Genomic DNA, 20,945 nt, shown 5'->3' on the forward strand with positions numbered 1-20,945 from the left:
CCGCATTGACTATCACGTCCCTGTCCCTAGGCGCCCAGGAGGCTGGGGAAGGTGTGACCGAATACGCACCGGGCAGAACCGGGCGGATCACCGCGCCGCTGGCGACCATCGTTGACACCGCCAAACAGCAGGGCGAGGTGCTGCGGCAGACCCTGCGCCCGCTCGATGAGGCGGAAGGGGCCTTTTCTGACGTCGATTTCGACGGGCTGCGCACCCGCGCTTTGTCGGATCCACGTGTCAGGGCCTTGCTTGGTGCCGATGCCGCCGGGGGAGCTGCCAGTGACGCGGAAGAGGTGCGGTACGAGGGTGCCACCATCTTCTTGCTGGCTTCTTTCTCGATGCCCAAGGAGTCATTGCGGCAAATGATGGCTGAAGCCCGGAAATTCGGTCTGCCCATCGTGTTCCGCGGGTTCGTGAACAACTCGGTCTATGAAACTCAAGCAGCCTTGGAGGAGACGTTCGGCTCTCTGGATGATGCCGTGGGCTTTTCCATCGACCCTACGGTGTTCACCCGTTTCCGCATCGCATCGGTGCCGCAGGTCATTGCCATGAGTGAAGCGGTCGATGTCTGCGAAACACCTGGCTGCGAAGCGGACCCGGTGCCGTTGCATGACCGGGTGGGCGGCAATGTTCCGGTGGAATTTGCCCTGCGCCTGATCGCGGAACAAGGGGAGGCCGGCGCTTCGGAGGCCCGGTGGCTGCTTTCCCAGCAGGAGGCCGCAGATGCTGAATAGATCTCTTTCCCTTGCCCTGATGGCCGTCCTGCTTGGCACCGGGGCGATTGCGCAATCCTTCATGGACCGCGCGGCGGCTGCAGCCGATGGGTCTGTGAATACGGGCAGCACCTTCCGGGATGAAACGATCAACGAGGTGGTGACGCCTTATGAAACCTCCCGGCCGCCAGAGGCGGGCATGAGGCACACCACTTTCGAGGACCGTATTCTGGAAACCCGCGATGCGGACAAGACCCAAGGCCGGGTTTTGCGCGCCACAGAAGACAGCGCGCTCATCCGTCCGGACATCGACATCGACGGGCAGGGGGAACTGTTCGATGACGCCAATTGGGCGCATGAGAATGCAGAGGACATTGCCGGACGGTATTTCAGCAGCGAAACCGGCAGCTGTACCACGCCGGAGGTTCCGGTGTCTGATGTGCGCGACGAGTTCTGCGAAAGCCTGCCAGCGCGGGAAGAAAAGACCTGCCGCCTGATCCGGAAAATCTGGGTGGACCGTACCGACACTTACCGCTGCGACAGGCGCGCCTCGAATTTTGTGCAGGTCTGCGAAAAGACCAATGAATATGAGTGCAAGGTCAACTCGAACCGGGCTGCCTGCATTCGCAGAAAAGTCCGGATTACCGGCGGTGATGTTACCTGGAGCGGAAAAACCGCGACAATCAGCTTCCCGGCAGCTTCGCCAACCTCGAACGATGGCAGCAGCCATCTGAAAAAGCATAGGTTTTCCATAGAGGTCTCAGACCGTTTTGCTCCGGATGAAGTTATCATGGAGCACGTTGAGGCCCGGGGCGCTCTGCAGGTATTGGCCGGGAATACAGTTGTTGGCACGTTCTCCCGCACCCGTACCGGCCACTTCCTGAATGGCCGTGGCAATGCGTGCCCGGCCAATGACACAGACGGCTTGCTTGTCCCGATGGTCAAATTGGGACCGCCCAGCTTCAACCAAAACCAACGATACAGGTGCTTTTGGGGACCGCCCTTTGGAGGCGGGCGAGTGCAGCCTCTGGCGGCAATTATCAAGAAACCGCTGGCAGGTGGTGACGCACTGCAGCCACCGGCATCCGGTCCCGGCGTTTTCTCAAGCGGCTGGGATATGCCGGAAGGCCCTACTTCCTGGCGGGCAAAAGTCTACAGGCTCGTCGAGCATGGCAACGACAAGATCCTGCAGTGGTTTACCTGCGAACGGCTGGAGCATGAATTCTGCCATCAAATGCAGGTGCTTACCCCGAGCGAAACCGTCTCGAAAGATGTGCTTCGGTTCATCAATCTGAACACCTATCCCCGGTCCCGCCCGGATCAGGGCCAGCGGTTCCGCAAAACTGACTTCACAGCGCGCGTTGTCTTCGCCGGTGGGACCTCCAATGGCGGTAGGGCCAAGATTACCATCAAGTTCGATGGTGCCTGCTGCGACAGCTTCAGAAATGTCGGAGAGGAGGTCTGCGAATGAGCCGCCTTTTCCTTCTTCTCTTTGCTCTCCTGTTCTGGGCTGCCCCCGCCTCGGCCGAAATTACCTGCGGAGAAGCCGAATACAGCTGTGTGGAAACAGACACGGCGTCCACAGGCGGCATCCGGCTCACCAGTTATTGTTCCCGAGAGGCAGGAACACGCTCCTGCCGTGACAGCGCTCCGCTTGATGAATGCACCGCCACGCGCGCCAGTGTTAATTGCACCAGGACCAACCGCCGCTGCGTCGATTACCGCAACGGGAAATGCCGTCAGTGGCGTCTCACCTATTCCTGCCTGAACGAAGACGACGACATGAGCCCGGCGCGGCTTGTGAACACTGAGTTCGGGCCGACGCAGGAGGAAATCATCAACCGCTGCGGCAGGTTTGAAGGCAATGAGGAATGCGAGCTGGTTGAAACCATCACCGAGGAGGGGGCCGAAGTCCGCGACATCAACCGCAAGAGCTTTTCCCGGAGCTGGTGGAAGCGGAAGCGCGTTTACAGTTGCCTGTCCGTTGGCGAAGGCGAAACCACTTGCGGGCCGCTGGAAAGCGATCCGACCTGCGTTCTGCAGGGCAACACCTGTCTTGCCAGGCGCAATGGTGTCTGCACGAACCGGGAGTATCACTACCGCTGCGGCGTCTCTTCCGGAGATCTGGAGACCAGCTGCGAGCCGATCAACGTCTGTGTTGGGGACAACTGCATCGGGGTCGAACAGGAAACTTCTGATGACTTCGGCAGATCTGCCGCCTGGCTGAACGTTCTGGCTCAGATGCAGGAGGAATACCGGGAACAGGCCGCCACTGATCCGAACGATGTGCGTTTCTTCCAGGGCACCACAATGACCTGCAGTAAGGCGCCGGGGCGGAATTGCTGCGGGACCGGGGGACTCTTTGGCGGCACCTGCCCGGAATCTGCTGCAATCCTGCGGGACAAGCGGGAAGCGGGTGCGACCTATTTTGTCGGCGTCACCTGCCAGCAGAAGGTTTTGGGGGCTTGCGTCAAGAAACGCTACCACTACTGCACTTACAACTCGAAATTCGGCCGGGTCTTTGTCGAGGAGTTCAAAAAGCAAGTTGACGAGGGCTGGGGCACGCCGGGCACAGCAAACTGCGGTTACGTGACCATCGAGGATTTCGGGAATGTGGACATCGAGGAAATGGACCTGTCGCCTGTCTTCGGTGACATCATGAGCGATATTCAGGTTCCCGTCGCCGAAGATCTGCAGGATTTCTATGAAGACCGCTTCCCGTCGGCCGACAGCCAGGCACAGGATGCATTCGGGGAGCTGGGCCAATGAACCGGCGTGCTTTCATTCTGTCCAGCCTCACTGCGGCGGCGGCGCCAGCATTGGCCGGTGCTCAGGAAAATCCCGGTGTTGGCGTGATCTTCATCGGGGCGTCCTGGTGCTCCTTCTGCAAATCTGCTGCGCCGGTGCTGGCGGCCATGACCCAGCCCGCCGGCATTCCGGTCCTGGTTGCCTCGCATGACGCCCGGCCGATCCCGCCGTTTGCAGAAGTGACCGATGCCAGAACGCACCCGGTTGCCGCGCAGATCACCGAGTTCCCCACCACTCTGATCTACTCGCAGGCTGCCGGGGAAATCACAGGCCAGATTACCGGTTACCGCAATGCGCGCCACTTTGCGCAGTCCGTGCGGGCCGCAGTTCTCGCCGCCGCCGGGAGGACAGGCTGATGCTGAAACCGTTGACCCTTGCCGCACTTCTAGCCACTGCAGCCCATCCCGCCAGCGCGGGGCTGGTCTGCAATGGTGAAGAAGTAGACGGCTGGCACTTCTATTGCGATCCGGAACCTGAGCCTGAGCCGGTCAAACCGGAACCGGCTCCGGAGCCGGAACAGGAAGCCAGAGAAGAACCCCAGGAGCCGGAGGAACCGAAAGAGCTGACGGCCACCGAGGAGATCGAGGCGTTCCGGGAATACGCCGACGAACTGAAGCACCGCGCCATTCTCGATCCGACGCCGGAAAATGTGCAGGCGTATATGGAGGTCAACAAGCAGATGGCGCAGCAAGCCGCGCGTTTCGCAGCCGTCTGGCAGCGGGTGCTGTTCGGCTCGCCCCACCTAGATGCCAATACCCGCCGCCCGCTGACCCAGATGGGCACCAACATCTATCAGGACCAGCGCAATGAGGCGGAGCAGGCAGCGCTGCGCCGGGCGGCTCAAGAGGCCGGTCTGATCTTTGTCTATGACAACCCCGCGGACTGCCGCTTGTGCCTCGCGCAGGCGCAGATCCTTGACGGCATCCGCAACGCCTACGGTGTGGAAATTCTGGCTGTGTCCACCGATGGCAGCTCCATCGAATTTTTCCCGGACGCGGTTCAGGACGCGGGGCAGCTTGAGGCCCTTCAGCTCGCAGACAAGCCGCGCCCCTTCATCGCCATTGTCGATGCCGCCAGCGGGGAAACCCAGCTGATCGGGGGCGGACTGCTGACAGAGGATCAAATTCTGGAGCGCGTCTACGTGGTCCGGGAAGTGCCCATGGGCGAACGGTATCAGTGAAGGAACAGGCAGAATGGTGTATTTTATCGGCAATATCCCAGTGGATCCGGCAACTGACGACGGCCAGAACCTCCTTGGCCGGGCGCATCAGGAACACAGCCGCATTACCTGCGGCTGCCGGAAACCGGCCCCGCAAATGTATGTGGCCTGCGTGAATGGCCGGTTCATTCTGAAACGGATGCCGGGCACCGGTGCCGAACATGCGACCGGCTGCGAGTCTTTCCTGCCGCCGGAAGATCTTTCGGGCCTCGGCCAGGTGCAGGGGAGTGCGATCAAGGAAGACCTGGACAGCGGCACCACTACGCTGAAGGTCGATTTCCCTTTGACCATGGGCAGCAAGCGTCCGGCACCGCCCGCACCTTCGGGAAGAAAGCCGACAGAGGCTAAGGCCAGCCCGCGCAAGCTCGGCCTGTCGAGCCTGCTTCAATACCTGTGGCATGAGGCAGACTTGGTGAAATGGACCCCGGCAATGCAGGGCAAACGCTGGTGGGGGCCGGTACAGCGAGCGGTTTTGAACGCAGCGGCCGGGAAATCCGCCAAGTCCCGCGACCTGCGGGATATTCTCTATATTCCGGACTACTGGAAGGCGGAGCGGAAAGATGAAAACGCTGCGCGCCGGGCCAAGCTCCTGCGCGGCCTTCAGGCGCCTGCGCGCGGCGCAGCTCCATTGGGCCTCCTGGTGGCCGAATACAAAAGCCATGAAGCCACCCGTATGGGCGCGCGCTTTCTGTTCAAACATGCGCCGGACTGCGCCTTCTTCGCGGAAGAGGACCTGGTGCGGAAGTTTGAGAAGGTGTTTGCCGATCAGCTCATGCTCGCGGATGCCTTAGGCGACGTGCATGTGATTGTGATCGCCACCTTCAGCGTTGCGAAAGCCGGATACCCGGTTTTGCGGGAAATCGGCATGATGCTGGTCACTGCAAGCTGGATCCCGTTTGAAGCTATCCGCGATTATCAGCTGATCCAGGCCCTGACAGAGAGCAGGCGCGGATTCCTCAAGTCCCAGCGGTTCACGCTCGACCACGAAACCCCGATTGCCTGCGCGGTGCTGACCGACCTGGAAAGCCCGGTATCGCTGTTCGTTGCTGATCCCTCCGCGGACACCAATGCAGTTGCCGCCCTGCGCGAAGTAGCGGCAGAAGGCACCTATCCTGCTTGGCTCTGGCTGGACGAGGACGCGATGCCGGACCTCCCGGAGCAGGTGAGCCATAGGCCGGACAGTCAAACCAGTATCCCCCAAGCAGCCGCACAAAAAGAGGCAGAAAACAGCCATCAGCAGGAAGAGGCAGGCCAATGAAACGCAACCTTCTGAGCCTTTTAACCGCGGCTTCGCTCTGTGCTGCTGGCCCTGCCGCTGCCGATGTGGGCGACGACTTGAAACAGTTTTGGGAACGCACCGGCGGCGGTGTGAACGTCACCAAGCCGACAGCCTACAAGGGGCAGCAGGCGGGCTATGCCACGCTGGGGTCTCTTTATCTGCGCACCCGTCCACGAAACAGCCAGCTTGCGGCGATTCAGTTGCCCTCCGTTCGCGCGGGTTGCGGCGGCATCGACATCTTCGGCGGTGCTTTCTCCTTTATCACCGAGGAAGAGCTTATCGCGCTGATGGAAGCCATCATGCAAAACGCTGCCGGGTTCGCCTTTGAGCTGGCGCTGGAGAGCCTGTCGCCTGCGGTGCAGGAAATTGTTGCCAAACTCCGGGATCTGATCCAGCAGGTGAATGCGGGCAACATAAACTCCTGCGAAGCCGGACAGCTGCTTACCGCATCGCTCTGGCCCAAAATGGACGGGGCCTCCCAGCATATCTGCCAAACCATAGGCGGATATAACGGTATTTTTGCAGACCGTGTTGCATCCCGCCACGGCTGCGGCACCGGCGGCCAGCATAATTCGACCATGGGCCGCGCAAGCGGAGCATTGGCTGAGCAGGTGCCAACCAATGTGAACTATGCTTGGCGCGCCGTGAAGAAAAACGACTTCCTTGCTTCCAGCCCGCGCATCGCTGAATTTTTCATGACCCTAACCGGCACGATCATCACGACGGCCCCGGAAGATGATGACAGCAGCGCCACGCACCGCACCATCCCGCCGCGCGCCCTGTCGCCGGATGCTGCGAAAGCGCTGGTGGAAGGAGGCTCTTACAAGAGCCTGCGCTGCGATGAAACGAATGAGTGCCTGAACCCGGTCCTCAGGGACAGAAACCTGTCAGCTTCGGATGCGCTGTTTGCGGTGACGGCTGATGCTATTCAGGGGCTTTCGGATGCAATCAGCAACGATACCGCTCCGCCGGATGAAGCTATTGCCCTGATCAACCTGACCACCATTCCGGTCTACAAGCACCTGGTTACCGCCAAGAGCTATAAATACCAGTTTGTTCAGGACGACATCAACTCGATGGCGGAGCTGGTGGCTGTCGATCTGGCGATTGCCTATATCGACGAGGGTATGAACGAGATCCTGAACTCGGCCGCCAACGTTGATATTGCCGGTGACATCAACAGGGAGTTTCAGGAAACGGTGCGCCAGTCCAAGGCCGTGCTGCAGGATCTGCGGGCCTCTGCACAACGGAAATACGCGGAAGCCCTTCGCAACCTTGAGCGCCTGAGCCTTGCCAGGGGTGAGCTGGCCGCATCTTCCAATGCGATTTTCAGCAACATCATCAATCAGACCGGGGGGCAGTGATCTATGCCCGAACTCGAAATCCACACGGTTGGCGGCGGCTACTATCTCTATGACGTCTTCAACTACCTCGCGGCCTTCACCGGCTCGGGAAACTTTGGAGCACTGATCTATGCCGGCATCGTCGCTGGTGTGCTCGTGGCCGGCCTCCAACTGGCGATTTTCGGAGCAGCACGGCAGGCGGTGACCTACTTCATCGGCGTGATGCTGGTGGTTACCGTCGGCCTCGGCCCCAGGGCGCGCGTGATCATCATGGATTCCACCGTGCCGCTTGGTATTTACGGCACAGTAGACAATGTGCCGTGGTCCGTGGCCTGGGTCGGGTCTCTGACTTCGAGGGCCAGCGCTGCGCTTACCGATGTGATGGAAACGCTGCTCGCTGCGCCGGATAACCTGACCTACCAGAAATCCGGAATGCTCTTTGGCTCCACCATTCTAAGCCAGGCGGCCCGCTGGCGCTCGGTCACTCCGGTTGTTCAGGAAACCCTCGTAAACTTCATGGAAAATTGCATGGTTGATGGCTCGAACATCGGCATTGTCGATGTAGGCGAGCTGGGCCAGGCGGGCAATCTGGTGGCCTACATCGGCGCCAATGTCCCGCAATCTCTGGCCTATTATGATCCGGTTTTGGAAGAAACCACGACCTGCGCCGACGGTTGGCCCCAGATCACGACCCGTCTCAACAATGAAGTGCAGAATGTCCTCTACCATAAGGCCGCTGCGGCAGACCAAAGCCACTTCGCTGCGGATCCCGCACTATCCGCAGCCGACATGCGGCGGACACTCAATCAATTTCAGACCTTCATCGGCATGACTTCGGCCGGCGCCCAGGCAACCATCCGTCAAACCATGCTGGTCAATTCATTGGACGGCGCAGTCCAGAGGCTGATTGCCTCTTCTGGCAACAATGCAGCAATGACCGCCTATCAGGCGGCGCGTACAGAGGCCCAGACCACAGCCAGCTATAGCGCTGTGGGGATCTCGGCTCTGAAATGGGTGCCGCTTCTGAAAATCGTCTTTGAATCGCTCTACTACGCGGCGTTTCCGTTGGCGATGATCATGATGATGACGCCCTTGGTATGGAATGTCATGAAAGGCTACTTCGGGGGGTTCCTCTGGCTTGCCGCCTGGGATCCGCTTTCCGCCATCCTGCATTCCATCGTCATGAAAGCAAGCTCCGGCTATTATCGGGAGGCAATGGGCTCCTACAGCACCGGTGCGCTCGACTATTCCCTGACCTTCGCCAATTACCTGGGCGTCCGCGCGGTCGAGCAGGATGTAGGCACCATCGCGGGCTACCTGATGATGTCTGTGCCCTTTGTTTCCACGGTGATCCTGTTCGGCGCGAGCCGCATGGCTGGCCTTGCGACCTCGATGCTGAACGTGGGGCAGGGGGCTGCAATTGAATCGGGCCGCGAAGCGGCCACCGGCAATATCTCCCTCTCCAATGCCAGCATGAATAACTTCGCGGCCAACAAGTGGAACACCTCTGCTGTACGGGATGCCGGAGCATACACAGAGCGGATGGCAAACGGTGCGATGAGAACGCGAAACGCAGATGGGTCGGTAAATTTCGCCACCGGAACCGCCCAATCTACTGGCGGGATGTCCGCACGTGTGGGCCAAACTATCCGGGAAGAGGTTTCCGATAGGACAGAAGCGGCAATTCGGACTGCGACCTCGCTGCGTGATGAATGGAGCACGGCGCTGAACCAGACCGCGGCGAATTATGCGAACTTCGGCCGGTCTCTGACCTCCGGGACCAGCACTGCGAACGACAGTTCAACATCGCAGAGCCATAGGTGGACCGAAGAGGCCCGTGAAGCGCATACCGCAGTGGAAAATTTCGCCAAAGAGCACGGGATCTCTTTGGACGCAGCTTACAAAGTGGCATTGTCCGCGAGCACCCCTGGAGGCACCGTTTTCGGGGCACAAGGAAGTGTCAATGGGACAGGCCTCGACAGTGATGCCTATCGTCGCGTTGCCTCTGCCGCTCGGGACACAGGCCTGACGGAAACCGTCGCCAAATACGGCGATGCGGTGAACTCGATCCGGGCCAGCGAGACCAGTAGCCTGACCAACACCGAAGACGGCGGCAACCGCTGGAGCGTGGACAATGTGCAGCGCAAGGGCAACGCCTATGCGGAAGCCCGCGAGGAGGCCAGAACTTTGGCCGCGGCGGAAAGCAAACTCTACTCACAAGGCATCAGCTATGACGGTCAGCTGACCGACGCGGTGATTGGCGAATGGCGAGAGGCTGGACTTAGCGATCAACAGATCTCAAATTTGCTCAACCCGAAATCTGTCTCTGGCGTAAAGGCCCAGGAGGCCGCCGTTGAGCGGGTTCTGCCCGGACTGCTTCAGGAGCTTGGCCTGGACCGACCGAACCCGGGGTTGGCTCAAGCCCATACGTTGACGCGCCCGGAAGACAGCATCACCACCCAGCGCCTGCCATCGAGCGGTATGGATCATCACAAAGAGTATGGCCGCATCACTGAGGCCACAGGGAAAGTTCAAGACGCCATCGAAGGGCACCGAACAGCTCTGTCAGAGCAAGCGGTTGTCAATGCAACTGAAAACGAGCGGGCTGTGGTCGATGGTCAAGACTTCGGTGTGGTTCCGGGCGCGCTTCATAAGGTTTGGACGACCGGAGAGGACATCGTGGACAGCGTTTTAGATGCAGGATCAGCCGTATCCTCTGTAGTCAGTGGCACGCCGGCCCTTACCCATTATGACCGAGACGCCATGATCCGTACCATCTATGGCGAAGCTGGGAATGAACCTCAGCTTGGTCAGGCAGCGGTTGCGCATGTGATCATGAACCGGGTCGCAGATCCTCGTTGGGGTGATAATCCCGCAGAAGTCAGCCTGCAGCTTAAACAGTTCTCTGCATGGAATGAGGGGCACGGCGGAAACGCACTGCCACTAAGCCTAAAGGAGAGCGACCCGGCTTATGAGAGGATTGGGCGGGTTGTCGATGCAGTGGCAGCAGGTCAAATCATTGACCCGACCGGAGGAGCTACCAACTATTACCAGCCAGACCTCATGAAATCCTATGTAGAACAGGGACTTCAGAAGAATGCGATTCCTCCTTGGCTGGAAAATGCATCACGCGAGCGCGGTGGCGAAAACGTCAAAATAGGACGGCACATCTTCACCGGACGCATGCGGGATGCAGAATGATGCTAGTCCGGCCGATGGTAATGAGAGTAACCGCCATAAAGCCCCCGCGAGTCGATCAAATCCGGTTCGGCGTCGTAAGTGCCGCCGCTGTTTCGCAGCAAACAAACGACAAACCAAACGGCACCTGCGCCGAGATAGAACAACCCGATGGTTTCGAGCTGCAGAACAACCAGCCCGAACAGGCCCACCAGGTAGGCGATTTCTTTCCAGAATTTCATCATCAGGCGTCGCATAGGGGCTTCTCCCTTAAGGCGAACAAGCATAGCAAAACACTCCTAAACAGGCAATGAAACCGCAGCAATTCAAAGAACAGAAAGGAAACGGTCAATGATTTTGAGCAACACAACATGGGGCAAGGCTGTTCTGGCGTCAGCAGTGGGTTTTACCCTAGTCGGGACCCCTGCTGCCGCTGAAACGCCGCAGCCCCGTCAGGAGTTCAACGAGCGAGCACAGGACACTTTTCGCGCCCAATTTCCTGCAGCCTTTCAGAAGATAGCGGGTGATCTTGTCTACTTCGAGTTCTCCAAGCTTATGATTTCTGTCCCAGGTTCCGGAGCTGCATTTGTGGCTCTGCATACTTTGCCTGTGTTTGGTCTCGATGACGGCACTTTGGCATCGACCGAAACGACCAGAGACAGCCCGGCAGACCATTTCTGAACACGATCAAGCAATACGAACCTTAGAAACAGCCAGGAAGAACACGATGAAATTGAGCAACAAAACATGGGGCAAGGCAGTTTTGGCGGCAGCGGTGGGTCTTTCCCTCCTCGGAGCCCCTGCCGCAGCTGAAACGCCGCAGACCGATTCCGAGTTTGATCAGCGCGTGCGTGACGCTCTTCTTCGCAATCCGGACATCATCCTGGAAGTATTTGCTTTGCTTGAAGCAAAGGAGGAAGCCGCTAAAACCGTGAAAGACCAGGAACTGATCGCCAAGGTGGCGGGCGAGCTGTTTGAAGGGCTCGATCCGGAAAAGCCGATCCTGGTTGAGTTTCAGGACTACAACTGCGGGTATTGCCGCCGGGCACACCCCGTTGTCGCCTCTCTGAAGGAAACCATGCCGGACCTGCAGCTGGTGCTCATGGAAACCCCTGTCCTTGGCAAGGAGTCGACTTTCACCGCAAAGGCGGCGCTGGCTTTGAAAGCGCTGAAGGGCGTGGACGCCTACCGCGAATTTTCCGACGCCATGATGTCGGTTCAAGGCAAGGCCAATGCGGCCACCACGATCCGAACGCTGGCGGAGCTGGGGCATGATCCAGAAGAAATTGCCGCAGCTGTGCAAGAAGGGGTTGGCGCGGAAGACTTGGAGAAAGCGAAGCGTATGGCTGAAGCCCTCGGAGCTACCGGCACCCCGTACTTCGTCGGCCCCGGCGGCATCATCCGTGGAGCGGCCCCGGCGGACCGCCTTCAGGCAATCACCAACGCACAGGGAACTGGTGAAACTGCCGCGAACTGAGGGAAGTGTCAGCGGCGGGCCATGGCAGCAATACCTCAGCAAAGGATGAGGCCCACAGCCGGGCATAACAAAGCCCGCCGCTGACAATCAGGTTACGCAAAAAGGCCCATGAGTAAAGACGGGCCGTACATTTCGAGAAGGGATTTTCCAGTGAAAACGATCAAGCGAGCAATTGCAGTTGCGGGCCTGATGGGCCTGTCCGGGTGCATGGGAAACACCTCCCAGACCTCTGCCAACATCATGGGGCTGCAATCTATGGCAGGCGTCCAGCGCGCGGCCCAAGCCCAGCCTTCGGAAAAGGATCTCGCCATGAGCTGCAGCGAGGTTCAGGAAGAGTTGGACACGCTCTACGCGCGCAGCGAGGCGATCAACAAAGCCGAACGGAAACGGGAGCGCAAAGCCAACCTGACCGGCGGCCTCATGGAGGCGGGTTTGTCCGTCCTCGGTGCCAGTGCCATCGCCAACGCGGGATCCGCCCAGTCAATTTCCAACGTGGGCACAGCCACCGCTGTGGCCGGCACCGCGGCCAGCGGCGTGCGCGGATCAGGCGGCCCTGACACCCAAACCTACAATACGGTGCTAGCGATCGCAGAACGCAGCGCGCTCCTGGAGCGCGTCAAACTCGCCAACGGCTGCTGAAGCCTCGCAACAGTCCCCCGGAAAAAAGGAAACCACGAGCATGAAACTCAAGCACTTTATCCCCGTTATCTTCGCCGCAACGGCGCTTTCCGGCTGTCTGAATGACGGCTCTGTGCCGGACAAACACGCAGTCACCTTCGAGCAGCCCGTTCCGGCTGGTGGGCCTGCTAAGTCCCAGAGCATGGCGGCTCTGCGGCAATGGCTGGTTGCAAATGTTCCTGAAGGCGACACCGCCAAGGATGTGAGCGTGGGGCCTGTTCGCTATGCGGCCGTCCTCTTTCCGTTCCCGGAAAAGGATTTCTTCGTCTGCGCCCGGTTCACCGCCAAGAACCGCTTCGGAACATACGAGCCGCCGCGAAACGCTCTCATGACCATGCGTGTCTATGATCCTGCGAAAGGCTGGGAACCGGCCCTGGTCAAAGGTGAGGAAGCCGCTGCCTACCGGCAATACTGCATCAGCCAGCCGCACTCATAGCAGGCGGGATTTGGGTCAGATAATCTGACCTACTTAACATAAATCGGATTATGACGCTGAGCGCTGTAGCCGCAAAGCAGTAATGTCACCCATCAGCAAAGCAGAAGTGTCACTCTCCTCGCATAAGGCAGCGGGAGCAGACATGGGATGGGTAACGATGAGCGAGCGCGAACTGAACCGCGTGGAGGTTTTGGCACAGATCGATGACGGACGGCTGACGGTTGCGAATGGAGCGAACATGCTGGGGCTGACGCGCCGCCAGGTGTTCCGGCTGCTGAAGCGGTACCGGACCGAAGGCGCCGCAGCGATCCGGCACAAGGCGCGCGGCAAACCCCCGAACAACTGCATCCATCGTGCCAAGCGTGATTTTGCTCTGACTTTGATCCGGGAGAACTATGCGGACTTCGGGCCGACGCTGGCAGCTGAGATGCTGGCAGAGCACCATGGTTTCAAAGTGTCGCGTGAGACAGTGCGCAAATGGATGACCGAGGATGGCCTCTGGCTGTCCCGCAAACAACGCCGGACATTCCATCAGCCGCGGCTGCGCCGGGAATGCTTTGGCGAGCTGATCCAGATCGACGGTTCAGACCATCACTGGTTCGAAGACCGCGGCCCGCGCTGCACTCTGCTGGTGTTTATCGATGATGCAACCAGCACGCTGATGGAACTTCGGATTGTGCAATCCGAAAGCACGTTCAGCTACTTTGAGGCATTGGAGCACTATCTGCTCAAACACGGCCGCCCGGTGGCCTTCTATTCGGACAAGCACACCGTATTCCGAGTGCCCAACCAGGCGGCGAAGTCCGGCTATGGGATGACCCAGTTCAGCCGGGCTCTGAATGAGATGAATATCGAGATCCTCTGCGCCAACTCAAGCCAGGCGAAGGGTCGCGTGGAACGCGCCAACCGCACATTGCAGGACCGGCTGGTAAAGGAGCTGCGGCTGGCCGGCATCTCTGACATAGAGACTGCCAATGCGTTCCTTTCCGGTTTCATGGAACGGTCCAACGCTAAGTTCGCCAAGCCGCCAGCCCGGCTGGACAATCTGCACCGGCCCCTGAACGCCGAGCCGGACCGGCTGCGGGATATCCTGTGTTTCCGCGATGAGCGCTATGTCAGCCGTCAGCTGGCGTTTTCCTACGACCGGAAGCGGATCATCCTCGAAGAGAACGAAGTGACCCGCGGGCTGCCAGGCAAATACGTGGACAGTTACGAATTCGCGGACGGGCGGCTGGAGTTCCGCTGGAAAGGGATCCAGCTCACCTACTCGGCTTTCGACAAGGATCAGCGCGTCACCCATGCTGCCATTACGGAGAACAAGCGCCTCAGCGCCGTGCTGGAATTCATCAAGGCCGAACAGGAAAAGGCTCCGCCGAAGACTCGCCGCGCCGGGAAAAAGCGCACGCGCTATCAGCCGTCGGGAAGGCGCAACGACGGCTGGAATGCTCTGGCAGACCGCAAGGCCAAGGCTACCCGCGCAGCCAGCCAGGGCTCCAATATTTGAGGTCTGCGCCCTGTCAGGCTGCGCTCCCGCCGGCGTCTTGGGTGACATTCCTGCTTTGCGCAGCCGGTGACATTTCTGAATGGGGTTTACAAGCGCTGTGGTCGGGTGGATTCTAGAATGGGTTGCGACAATTCCCCTATCTTGCTGGAAAGCAAGGAGAATGTCAAATGGCCCACACAGAGCTGGATTTGCGTGAACGCCGCAGAATCGAGGATTGGTGGCACGCAAAGGTTCCCGTCCGAGAGATGGCGCGGGTTCTGAAGCGTTCGAAATCGACCATCCATCGCGAGATCAAACGTAACTTCTGGGCCGATGATGCGTTCCCAAAAAAGTACGCGGGCTACTTCGGTCATGCCGCTCAGTTGCGGACAGACAAACGCCGGTCGGCGCAGCGCAAGCTGATCCCGCATCCAGACCTGTGCAAGACCGTGGTCGCGCGTATCAAGCAAGGCTGGACACCCGAGCAGATCGGCAACCGGATGATCTATGAAGGTCTTAAGCTACGCGTCTGCCAGGAGACGATTTACCGCTACATCTACTCCAAGGAGGGCATGAACCAGGAGCTTTGGTGGTACCTGCCCGAGCACCGAAAAGTGCGTCGTCCACGTCGTGCCAGAAAGCGCCAAAAACCGAAGTTTGACCGTGATGTCAGCATCCTGTTCCGCCCGGATGATGTCGCGCACCGCCGCCAGTTTGGTCACTGGGAGGCTGATCTTGTCTTGTTCAAACAACGCTTTGGTCAGTCGAACGTGACCTCGCTGGTCGAGCGCGTCAGCCGGTTCACCGTGCTTTTGAAGAACCCGGACAAACGCACAAAGCCAGTGATGTACAAGATCATGAAAGCGGTCCCCGACCTGCCCCATATCGCGCGCCGTTCAATCTTCTTCGACCGCGGCACCGAGTTCGTCAGCTGGCCGCACCTGCAGGCCGAGATCGGGACGCAAACCTGGTTCTGCGATCCGTCTTCGCCTTGGCAGAAAGGCACCGTTGAAAACACCAATCGCCGCGCCCGAAGATGGCTGCCAAGGAAGCGCGACATCACGAAAGTCTCAGATCATGAATTGAAAATGATCTGCGACCGCCTCAACGCGACACCCAGAAAATGTCTCGGTTGGAAGACACCGGCCGAGGTGTTTCGCGAAAAGATGATGGAAGAGATGGGCCAACGCCCCTACCCTCAAAGAGAATAGGAGTCGCGGTTCAGGTATCGCTCACACTCACAGTTTTTCTAGTTCCTTAGCGGCTTTTTGCAACGAGGGCAGAAAGCAAATCATCTCCTGCAAGCAGCGTCGCTGAACGGGCGCATGAATGGACAGAGTTGCTATTAGCCGGTTGCGGGTATCCCGTAGAGGGACAGCGACAGCCACCATTCCGGCAATGAATTCCTCATCATCAGTGGAATAGCCGCACGCGGCAATTGCCGCCAGTTCCGCGCTGAGCGCGTCGGGATCTGTGCGGGTCCGTCCGGTTTCCGCCTCCAAAGGGTGGGTGCGCAAAACGGCAGCCAGCGAGCTGGGTTTCAGGGTTGAGAGATACATCTTACCGCTGGCGGTACAATGAAACGGCACCTGAGTACCAATCGGAAGCTGGATGCGCAGAGGCCACTTGGTTTCCACCCGATCCAGATAGATCATTCCTTCCCGGTCAGGAGTAGCGAGGTTGCAGGTTTCACCCAGTTCCTCTGCGACGCTCTTTAGAACGGTGAGGCGGGCAGTGCGGAGATGTTCAGAGGACATGATGTTAAGCGCCAGCATGCGAAGCCGCGGGCCGGGCCAGTAGGCCCGGCCATCAAGATCACGCTGCAAAAAGCCTTCACCCTCGGCGGTTTGCATCAGCCGATGCACAGTAGGCTTGGGCAAGCCCATGGCATCAATCATCTCTGCTGGTTTAACTGCTACGCCGCGGCGGACAACCTCCTCCAGCAGCACCAGAAGGCGCAGGTTGGTGGGGATTTGCCCCTCTTTCTTTTCCGGCGCATCCGCTGCCATCGCCGCCTCATCGCTACTTGTTGGGCAGCAGCACCAGCGCGAAGTCAGGAACCAGGGAGACCAGTACCCAGACCCCGATCAGGGCTGCAAGGTAAGGAACCGTATAGCGGAGCAGGCGGAAATACGGAACACCGGTCACACCTGAGGCGACGTAGAGATTCAACCCGTAAGGCGGTGTAATGAAGCCGATGGAGGCGCCGACCAGGAAGATCACCGAAAAGTGGATCGGATCGACCCCGACAGAGGCCGCTATGGGCGCCAGGATCGGAGCAAGGATGATGGTGACAGGCAGGCTTTCCAGCACCATGCCGGAGAAGAACACGATCACCATCGAGGTGAACAGCACCGCATGGTAGCCACCCATTGAGGTAACAAACCCGCCGATCGCCTGCTGCGCCCCGAGGAGCGACAGGATCTGCTGCATCACCACCGAGATTGCAATCAGCGGCGCCAGGATCCCGGTAATCTGGGCCGAACGCACCACGATCGAGGGGATCTGCGGGATGGTGAAGCCTTCGACCACCAGCATCTCGGCAAAGGATTTCTCCTCCCAGGTTTTGTCCGTCTGGGCACCTGTGATTTTAGTTACCACCCAGGACAGGACGCCTGCGATAACGCAGAAGCCGACGGTGACGCCTGCGGCCTCAGTCGGGGAGAATTTGCCGGTGTAGATGCCCCACAGCACCAAGCCGATGGCAAAGAAACCGAGCCAGGCGCCGAATGCGGTTTTCAGCACCCGGGTCAGCTGCAGCGGGATCAGGAAGCCCCAGCCGTTGCGGTAGCAGATGATCCAGCAGGCAAGCTGCATTCCGATGACCATCATTGCGCCCGGCAGGATGCCGGCCACAAACAGGTCCGAGATTGGCAGGTTCATCAGGAAGCCGTAGACAATAAAGATGATCGAGGGCGGGATGATGATGCCAACAGTGCCACCCGCGGCGGCGGTGGCGGCCGAGAAGCGCTCATCATAGCCGCCCTTAACCATTTCGGGGTGCAGCATCGAGCCGATAGTGGCTGTTGTCGCGGAGTTAGACCCTGAAATGGCAGCGAATAACCCGCAGGCGCCGAGCGACGCCATCGCCAGCCCGCCGCGCATCCAGCCTAGACAGGCATAGGCAAAATCGGACAAACGCCGGGCGATGCCGGATTGGTTGATCAGGTCTCCGGTCAGAATGAACAGCGGCATCGCCAAGAGCGCAAAGCCCTTGTTGAAGACGTTCAGCAGCTCGGCACCCATATTGTCGAGCGTCAGCCCCAGCACAAAGGAGCAGCCGATAACCCAATAGCCGATCACCAGCAGCACCGGCACCCCGAGCATGAACAGGAAGGTGACCCCAATCGAGATCAGCGTGACCCAGGTTCCCGTATCCATTACACGTCTCCTCCGATCACGGCCTGTTTGATCAGCGGCGCGCCGCTGCTGTAGTTGCGGATGTCGTCGGCCAGGTTTTCAAAAACCCGGGCGATCATCAGGACAAAGGACATCGGAGCGGTGATCAGGAACCACCATTGCAGCACGCTGTCGGTGCCCAGTACGATCTGGAAGTTGGAGGCCGACAGCGCGGTCAGCCGGGTGGTGGTGACAAAAACGATCACGGCAAAGCCGAACCACAGCACCGCATCCAGAGTGAGGCAACCCATCTGCGCCCAGCGGGGCATGATGGTGCGGAACTCAGAAAAACTTAGATGCGTGCGCAGCCGCACGTTAAAGGCCGCCCCGAACCAGGCCATGATCATGAACAAGAGCGGAGGAATGGTGGTGGACCAGGGCTGCTGGTTCTTGAACACGAAGCGGTCGATCACCCCCCAGAAGATGATGAAGGCAATCGCTAGGTAGCTCCACACCATGATCGTGCGCTCCAGGTGGCGGTCCAGCAGCGGCACCAGCCTGTAGACCAGCATCACCAGAAGGCCGCCGAGCGCGGCGGCGGCGGTGCCCAGCACCCAGGCGGCATTGCTTTCCAGGGCATTGCGGATTTCCCAGCTGTCCTGGGACGCGAAGGCGCTGAAAATGGCGGCGATATCCGGCCAAAGCTGCATTTGTTCCTCCCCTCATTGCCCCTGTGATCCTGCCGGATCCTGCCGGGCAAACAAGCCGGCGCAATCTGGCGCCGGCCCCATGCTCTTTGTTCAGGCCTTTGTCAGCCCTTCCACCAGCGGCGCGGTTCCACGTTTTCAGGCTTCATGTCTTTGTCGACTTCGCGGGCGATGTTGTAGATTTCCTGATAGGTGTCGATGCCGCCGGCCCACTTGTTCAGCCGGTCACGCCACTGCTCCCACAGCTGCGGCTGGAACTCGGGCGAGCACATTTCCTCGGCCATGCGGATCTCGCTATCCGGCAGGAAGGCCGGGCGTACTCCGTGTTCTGCAAACACCGTTCCCGGCAGCTGCGGGTCGGAGAAACCGACGGTTTTGACCAGCGCGGCCTCGTTTGCCGCCTGCACATGGGCCTGCGCCCAATACGCACTCTCCATCACCGCGTCCTGCAGATAGCCTTCGAGGCCGTCGAAGACCTTGGCCGACATCGAAGTGTGCTCAGTGCCGCAGAAGAACTTGAGATCGACCGACTGCGAAACCACGGGCGCCATGTTGGCATAGGCCACTGCGGAGGCCCAGGTTTCAGCGCCGTCGATCAGACCCTGCTTCAGTCCGTCGAGAGTCTCTTCCCAGGCCACCGGCACCGGATTCAGGTTCAGCGCGTTCATCGCGATCCGGCCCAGTTGGGTGCCGGTGACGCGGTTCTTAGTGCCGAATAGCTGCTCCAGCTTGGTGATGGTGGGCTGGTCCTTGTATTTCAGGCCCAGCTGGATGCCGCGCAGTTCGCAGTGGCTGAACAGGAACTTCAGCCCGTGGCGCTTCTCCAGCGGGTCGCGCAGGATTTCCTGGCTCTTGGGATGATACAGGAAATGATACTGCGAGGCGCGGCCCGGGAACATGAAGGCGTAGTCCAACACGTTCAGGTAGGGTGCGCCCCCGGCCGAGTTCTGGGTTGAAGCGGCATAGATATCGACAATGCCCTGCTGCGTTTTCTCGACGCAGCTCAGCTGGCCGCAGATCTGGTTGTCGCCGATGAACTCGATCCGGATCTCGCCGTCAGTGCGGGCCTCCAGATCGCGGGCGAACTCCAGCGCGCCGGCGCGTTCAATCAGCAGGTTGCGCGCGTTGAAGCCCGAGGCACCGAACTTCAGCGTGTGCTTGGCGGGTTTTGCATAGCGTTTTTCATAGGTTGATTCCGCAGCGGACGCGAGATTCGCCAGGCTCATCGCGCCACCAAAGCTCCCAGCGGCCAGAAGGGTCGAGCTCATCCCATAAGTCCCTGCCACCCGGAACAGATCCCGCCGCGAAATACGGCCCAATTTGTTAGTCAGCCCCATAATTCTCCTCCCTAAGATCAATTATTGAGACGTTTCGTATCAAAAAACGCTAGACCAATTTACACATCCTGTATAGAAGTTTTTTCATTGAGTGTTCGGGAGGAATGGATTTGGACGCGGATTTCATCGTCATCGGCGCTGGGTCTTCCGGCTGTGTTGTCGCCAATCGGCTAAGTGCAAACCCGCAAAACAAGGTGGTTCTGCTGGAAGCCGGAGGACGTGACACGAACCCCTGGATTCATATTCCGGTCGGCTATTTCAAAACCATGCACAACCCGGCAGTGGACTGGTGCTACAGGACTGAACCGGATCCGGGTCTCAATGGCCGCTCTATTGATTGGCCGCGAGGCAAGGTTTTAGGAGGGTCTTCCTCGTTGAACGGACTATTATATGTCCGCGGCCAGAAGGAGGACTACGACCGCTGGCGCCAGATGGGCAACGAAGGCTGGGGCTGGGATGATGTATTGCCGCTCTTTAAGCGCTCCGAAGATCAGGAACGCGGCGCGGATGAATTCCACGGCACAGGCGGCCCGCTGGCGGTCTCGAACATGCGCATCCAGCGCCCGATCTGCGACGCTTGGGTGGCAGCCGCGCAAGAGGCGGGATACCCGTTTAACCCCGATTACAACGGAGCGGATCAAGAAGGCGTCGGCTACTTCCAGCTCACCACCCGCAACGGTCGGCGCTGCAGTGCGGCAGTCGCCTTCCTTAAGCCTGCGCGGAACCGGCCTAATCTTCAGATCATCACAAATGCCCTCGTCGAAAAGATAAATCTAGACGGGCGCCGGGTGACAGGCGTCAGCTATCTTGACAAAGCAGGCCAGCACCACACTATTACGGCCCGCAGGGAAGTGATACTGTCCGGCGGCGCTATCAATTCGCCGCAAACCTTGATGCTGTCAGGTATCGGCCCGGCTGACCAGTTGCAGACCAATGGTATCGAACCACT

Annotated in this window: 20 protein-coding genes; 15 read left to right on the forward strand and 5 right to left on the reverse strand. The window is 59.4% G+C overall.

What is annotated here, in order from left to right; all coding sequences use genetic code 11:
• The first annotated feature begins 5 nt into the window (after window positions 1–5).
• From trbC to N6L27_RS21750, 8 genes are read left to right on the forward strand one after another with little or no spacing between them, the layout of a single operon-like run.
• Window positions 6–734 (forward strand): type-F conjugative transfer system pilin assembly protein TrbC, encoded by a 729-nt coding sequence (gene trbC / locus N6L27_RS21715; RefSeq protein ID WP_271909518.1) that lies wholly within the window; start codon window positions 6–8, stop codon window positions 732–734.
• Window positions 724–2,184 carry a hypothetical protein gene (locus tag N6L27_RS21720; protein WP_271909519.1) on the forward strand — a complete coding sequence of 487 codons (1,461 nt, stop codon included), beginning with the start codon at window positions 724–726 and terminating at the stop codon, window positions 2,182–2,184. The genes trbC and N6L27_RS21720 overlap by 11 nt, the downstream gene beginning before the upstream one ends.
• Window positions 2,181–3,482 carry a conjugal transfer protein TraN gene (traN, locus tag N6L27_RS21725; protein WP_271909520.1) on the forward strand — a complete coding sequence of 434 codons (1,302 nt, stop codon included), beginning with the start codon at window positions 2,181–2,183 and terminating at the stop codon, window positions 3,480–3,482. Before N6L27_RS21720 ends, traN begins: the two co-directional genes overlap by 4 nt.
• A complete protein-coding gene (locus N6L27_RS21730; protein WP_271909521.1) occupies window positions 3,479–3,877 on the forward strand; it encodes a TlpA family protein disulfide reductase in 399 nt (132 codons plus the stop codon). The genes traN and N6L27_RS21730 overlap by 4 nt, the downstream gene beginning before the upstream one ends.
• Window positions 3,877–4,701: a conjugal transfer protein TraF gene (locus N6L27_RS21735; protein ID WP_271909522.1), complete on the forward strand. Its 825-nt coding sequence runs from the start codon at window positions 3,877–3,879 to the stop codon at window positions 4,699–4,701. Before N6L27_RS21730 ends, N6L27_RS21735 begins: the two co-directional genes overlap by 1 nt.
• Before the next feature lie 13 nt (window positions 4,702–4,714).
• A complete protein-coding gene (locus tag N6L27_RS21740) occupies window positions 4,715–5,998 on the forward strand; it encodes a DUF1173 family protein (protein WP_271909523.1) in 1,284 nt (427 codons plus the stop codon).
• A complete protein-coding gene (locus N6L27_RS21745) occupies window positions 5,995–7,383 on the forward strand; it encodes a conjugal transfer protein TraH (protein WP_271909524.1) in 1,389 nt (462 codons plus the stop codon). The genes N6L27_RS21740 and N6L27_RS21745 overlap by 4 nt, the downstream gene beginning before the upstream one ends.
• 3 nt (window positions 7,384–7,386) lie before the next feature.
• The gene (locus N6L27_RS21750; RefSeq protein WP_271909525.1) at window positions 7,387–10,563 is read left to right on the forward strand and encodes a conjugal transfer protein TraG N-terminal domain-containing protein; all 3,177 of its coding nucleotides are present in this window, start codon (window positions 7,387–7,389) and stop codon (window positions 10,561–10,563) included.
• A 2-nt stretch (window positions 10,564–10,565) separates the two neighbouring features.
• Here the strand turns inward: N6L27_RS21750 and N6L27_RS21755 are convergent, their stop codons facing one another.
• Window positions 10,566–10,796 carry a hypothetical protein gene (locus tag N6L27_RS21755; RefSeq protein ID WP_271909526.1) on the reverse strand — a complete coding sequence of 77 codons (231 nt, stop codon included), beginning with the start codon at window positions 10,794–10,796 and terminating at the stop codon, window positions 10,566–10,568.
• Window positions 10,797–10,890: 94 nt separating this feature from the next.
• Between N6L27_RS21755 and N6L27_RS21760 the strand changes: the two genes are divergently transcribed.
• The 6 genes from N6L27_RS21760 (at window position 10,891) to N6L27_RS21785 (ending at window position 15,824) form a co-directional block, all read left to right on the forward strand.
• A complete protein-coding gene (locus N6L27_RS21760) occupies window positions 10,891–11,220 on the forward strand; it encodes a hypothetical protein (RefSeq protein ID WP_271909527.1) in 330 nt (109 codons plus the stop codon).
• Window positions 11,162–12,016, forward strand: a complete 855-nt coding sequence (locus tag N6L27_RS21765; protein WP_271909528.1) for a DsbA family protein — start codon at window positions 11,162–11,164, stop codon at window positions 12,014–12,016. Before N6L27_RS21760 ends, N6L27_RS21765 begins: the two co-directional genes overlap by 59 nt.
• Before the next feature lie 207 nt (window positions 12,017–12,223).
• Window positions 12,224–12,655 carry a hypothetical protein gene (locus tag N6L27_RS21770; protein WP_271909529.1) on the forward strand — a complete coding sequence of 144 codons (432 nt, stop codon included), beginning with the start codon at window positions 12,224–12,226 and terminating at the stop codon, window positions 12,653–12,655.
• 40 nt (window positions 12,656–12,695) lie between these two features.
• On the forward strand, window positions 12,696–13,130 hold the full coding sequence (locus N6L27_RS21775; protein WP_271909530.1) for a hypothetical protein: 435 nt from the start codon (window positions 12,696–12,698) through the stop codon (window positions 13,128–13,130).
• Window positions 13,131–13,272: 142 nt separating this feature from the next.
• Window positions 13,273–14,634 carry an ISNCY family transposase gene (locus N6L27_RS21780; protein ID WP_271909531.1) on the forward strand — a complete coding sequence of 454 codons (1,362 nt, stop codon included), beginning with the start codon at window positions 13,273–13,275 and terminating at the stop codon, window positions 14,632–14,634.
• A 167-nt stretch (window positions 14,635–14,801) separates the two neighbouring features.
• Window positions 14,802–15,824 (forward strand): IS30 family transposase, encoded by a 1,023-nt coding sequence (locus N6L27_RS21785; RefSeq protein WP_271909532.1) that lies wholly within the window; start codon window positions 14,802–14,804, stop codon window positions 15,822–15,824.
• 27 nt (window positions 15,825–15,851) lie between these two features.
• On the opposite strand, the gene N6L27_RS21790 is transcribed toward N6L27_RS21785, so the two are convergent.
• The 4 genes from N6L27_RS21790 to N6L27_RS21805 form a co-directional block, all read right to left on the reverse strand.
• Entirely contained in the window at window positions 15,852–16,622 is a 771-nt protein-coding gene (locus N6L27_RS21790; RefSeq protein WP_271909533.1) for an IclR family transcriptional regulator, read from the reverse strand.
• Window positions 16,623–16,635: 13 nt separating this feature from the next.
• Window positions 16,636–17,994, reverse strand: coding sequence for a TRAP transporter large permease (locus tag N6L27_RS21795; protein WP_271909534.1), 1,359 nt, complete (start codon window positions 17,992–17,994; stop codon window positions 16,636–16,638).
• Window positions 17,994–18,662: a TRAP transporter small permease gene (locus tag N6L27_RS21800; RefSeq protein ID WP_271909535.1), complete on the reverse strand. Its 669-nt coding sequence runs from the start codon at window positions 18,660–18,662 to the stop codon at window positions 17,994–17,996. The genes N6L27_RS21795 and N6L27_RS21800 overlap by 1 nt, the downstream gene beginning before the upstream one ends.
• Before the next feature lie 101 nt (window positions 18,663–18,763).
• Window positions 18,764–19,996, reverse strand: a complete 1,233-nt coding sequence (locus N6L27_RS21805; RefSeq protein WP_271909536.1) for a TRAP transporter substrate-binding protein — start codon at window positions 19,994–19,996, stop codon at window positions 18,764–18,766.
• Window positions 19,997–20,100: 104 nt separating this feature from the next.
• Between N6L27_RS21805 and N6L27_RS21810 the strand changes: the two genes are divergently transcribed.
• A partial coding sequence (locus N6L27_RS21810) for a GMC family oxidoreductase (protein WP_271909537.1) occupies window positions 20,101–20,945 on the forward strand: 845 nt, incomplete at its 3' end.

This window comes from Leisingera sp. SS27, assembly GCF_028368855.1.
GTDB lineage: Bacteria > Pseudomonadota > Alphaproteobacteria > Rhodobacterales > Rhodobacteraceae > Leisingera.

Coding starts and splice junctions, on each gene's coding strand:
- N6L27_RS21740 (WP_271909523.1), top strand. CDS start 4,715: ATGGTGTATTTTATCGGCAATATCCCAGTGGATCCGGCAACTGACGAC.
- N6L27_RS21790 (WP_271909533.1), bottom strand. CDS start 16,622: ATGGCAGCGGATGCGCCGGAAAAGAAAGAGGGGCAAATCCCCACCAAC.
- N6L27_RS21755 (WP_271909526.1), bottom strand. CDS start 10,796: ATGCGACGCCTGATGATGAAATTCTGGAAAGAAATCGCCTACCTGGTG.
- N6L27_RS21760 (WP_271909527.1), top strand. CDS start 10,891: ATGATTTTGAGCAACACAACATGGGGCAAGGCTGTTCTGGCGTCAGCA.
- N6L27_RS21750 (WP_271909525.1), top strand. CDS start 7,387: ATGCCCGAACTCGAAATCCACACGGTTGGCGGCGGCTACTATCTCTAT.
- N6L27_RS21745 (WP_271909524.1), top strand. CDS start 5,995: ATGAAACGCAACCTTCTGAGCCTTTTAACCGCGGCTTCGCTCTGTGCT.
- N6L27_RS21770 (WP_271909529.1), top strand. CDS start 12,224: ATGGGAAACACCTCCCAGACCTCTGCCAACATCATGGGGCTGCAATCT.
- N6L27_RS21805 (WP_271909536.1), bottom strand. CDS start 19,996: ATGGGGCTGACTAACAAATTGGGCCGTATTTCGCGGCGGGATCTGTTC.
- N6L27_RS21780 (WP_271909531.1), top strand. CDS start 13,273: ATGGGATGGGTAACGATGAGCGAGCGCGAACTGAACCGCGTGGAGGTT.
- N6L27_RS21735 (WP_271909522.1), top strand. CDS start 3,877: ATGCTGAAACCGTTGACCCTTGCCGCACTTCTAGCCACTGCAGCCCAT.
- N6L27_RS21765 (WP_271909528.1), top strand. CDS start 11,162: ATGACGGCACTTTGGCATCGACCGAAACGACCAGAGACAGCCCGGCAG.
- N6L27_RS21795 (WP_271909534.1), bottom strand. CDS start 17,994: ATGGATACGGGAACCTGGGTCACGCTGATCTCGATTGGGGTCACCTTC.
- N6L27_RS21720 (WP_271909519.1), top strand. CDS start 724: ATGCTGAATAGATCTCTTTCCCTTGCCCTGATGGCCGTCCTGCTTGGC.
- N6L27_RS21775 (WP_271909530.1), top strand. CDS start 12,696: ATGAAACTCAAGCACTTTATCCCCGTTATCTTCGCCGCAACGGCGCTT.
- traN (WP_271909520.1), top strand. CDS start 2,181: ATGAGCCGCCTTTTCCTTCTTCTCTTTGCTCTCCTGTTCTGGGCTGCC.
- N6L27_RS21800 (WP_271909535.1), bottom strand. CDS start 18,662: ATGCAGCTTTGGCCGGATATCGCCGCCATTTTCAGCGCCTTCGCGTCC.
- N6L27_RS21730 (WP_271909521.1), top strand. CDS start 3,479: ATGAACCGGCGTGCTTTCATTCTGTCCAGCCTCACTGCGGCGGCGGCG.
- N6L27_RS21785 (WP_271909532.1), top strand. CDS start 14,802: ATGGCCCACACAGAGCTGGATTTGCGTGAACGCCGCAGAATCGAGGAT.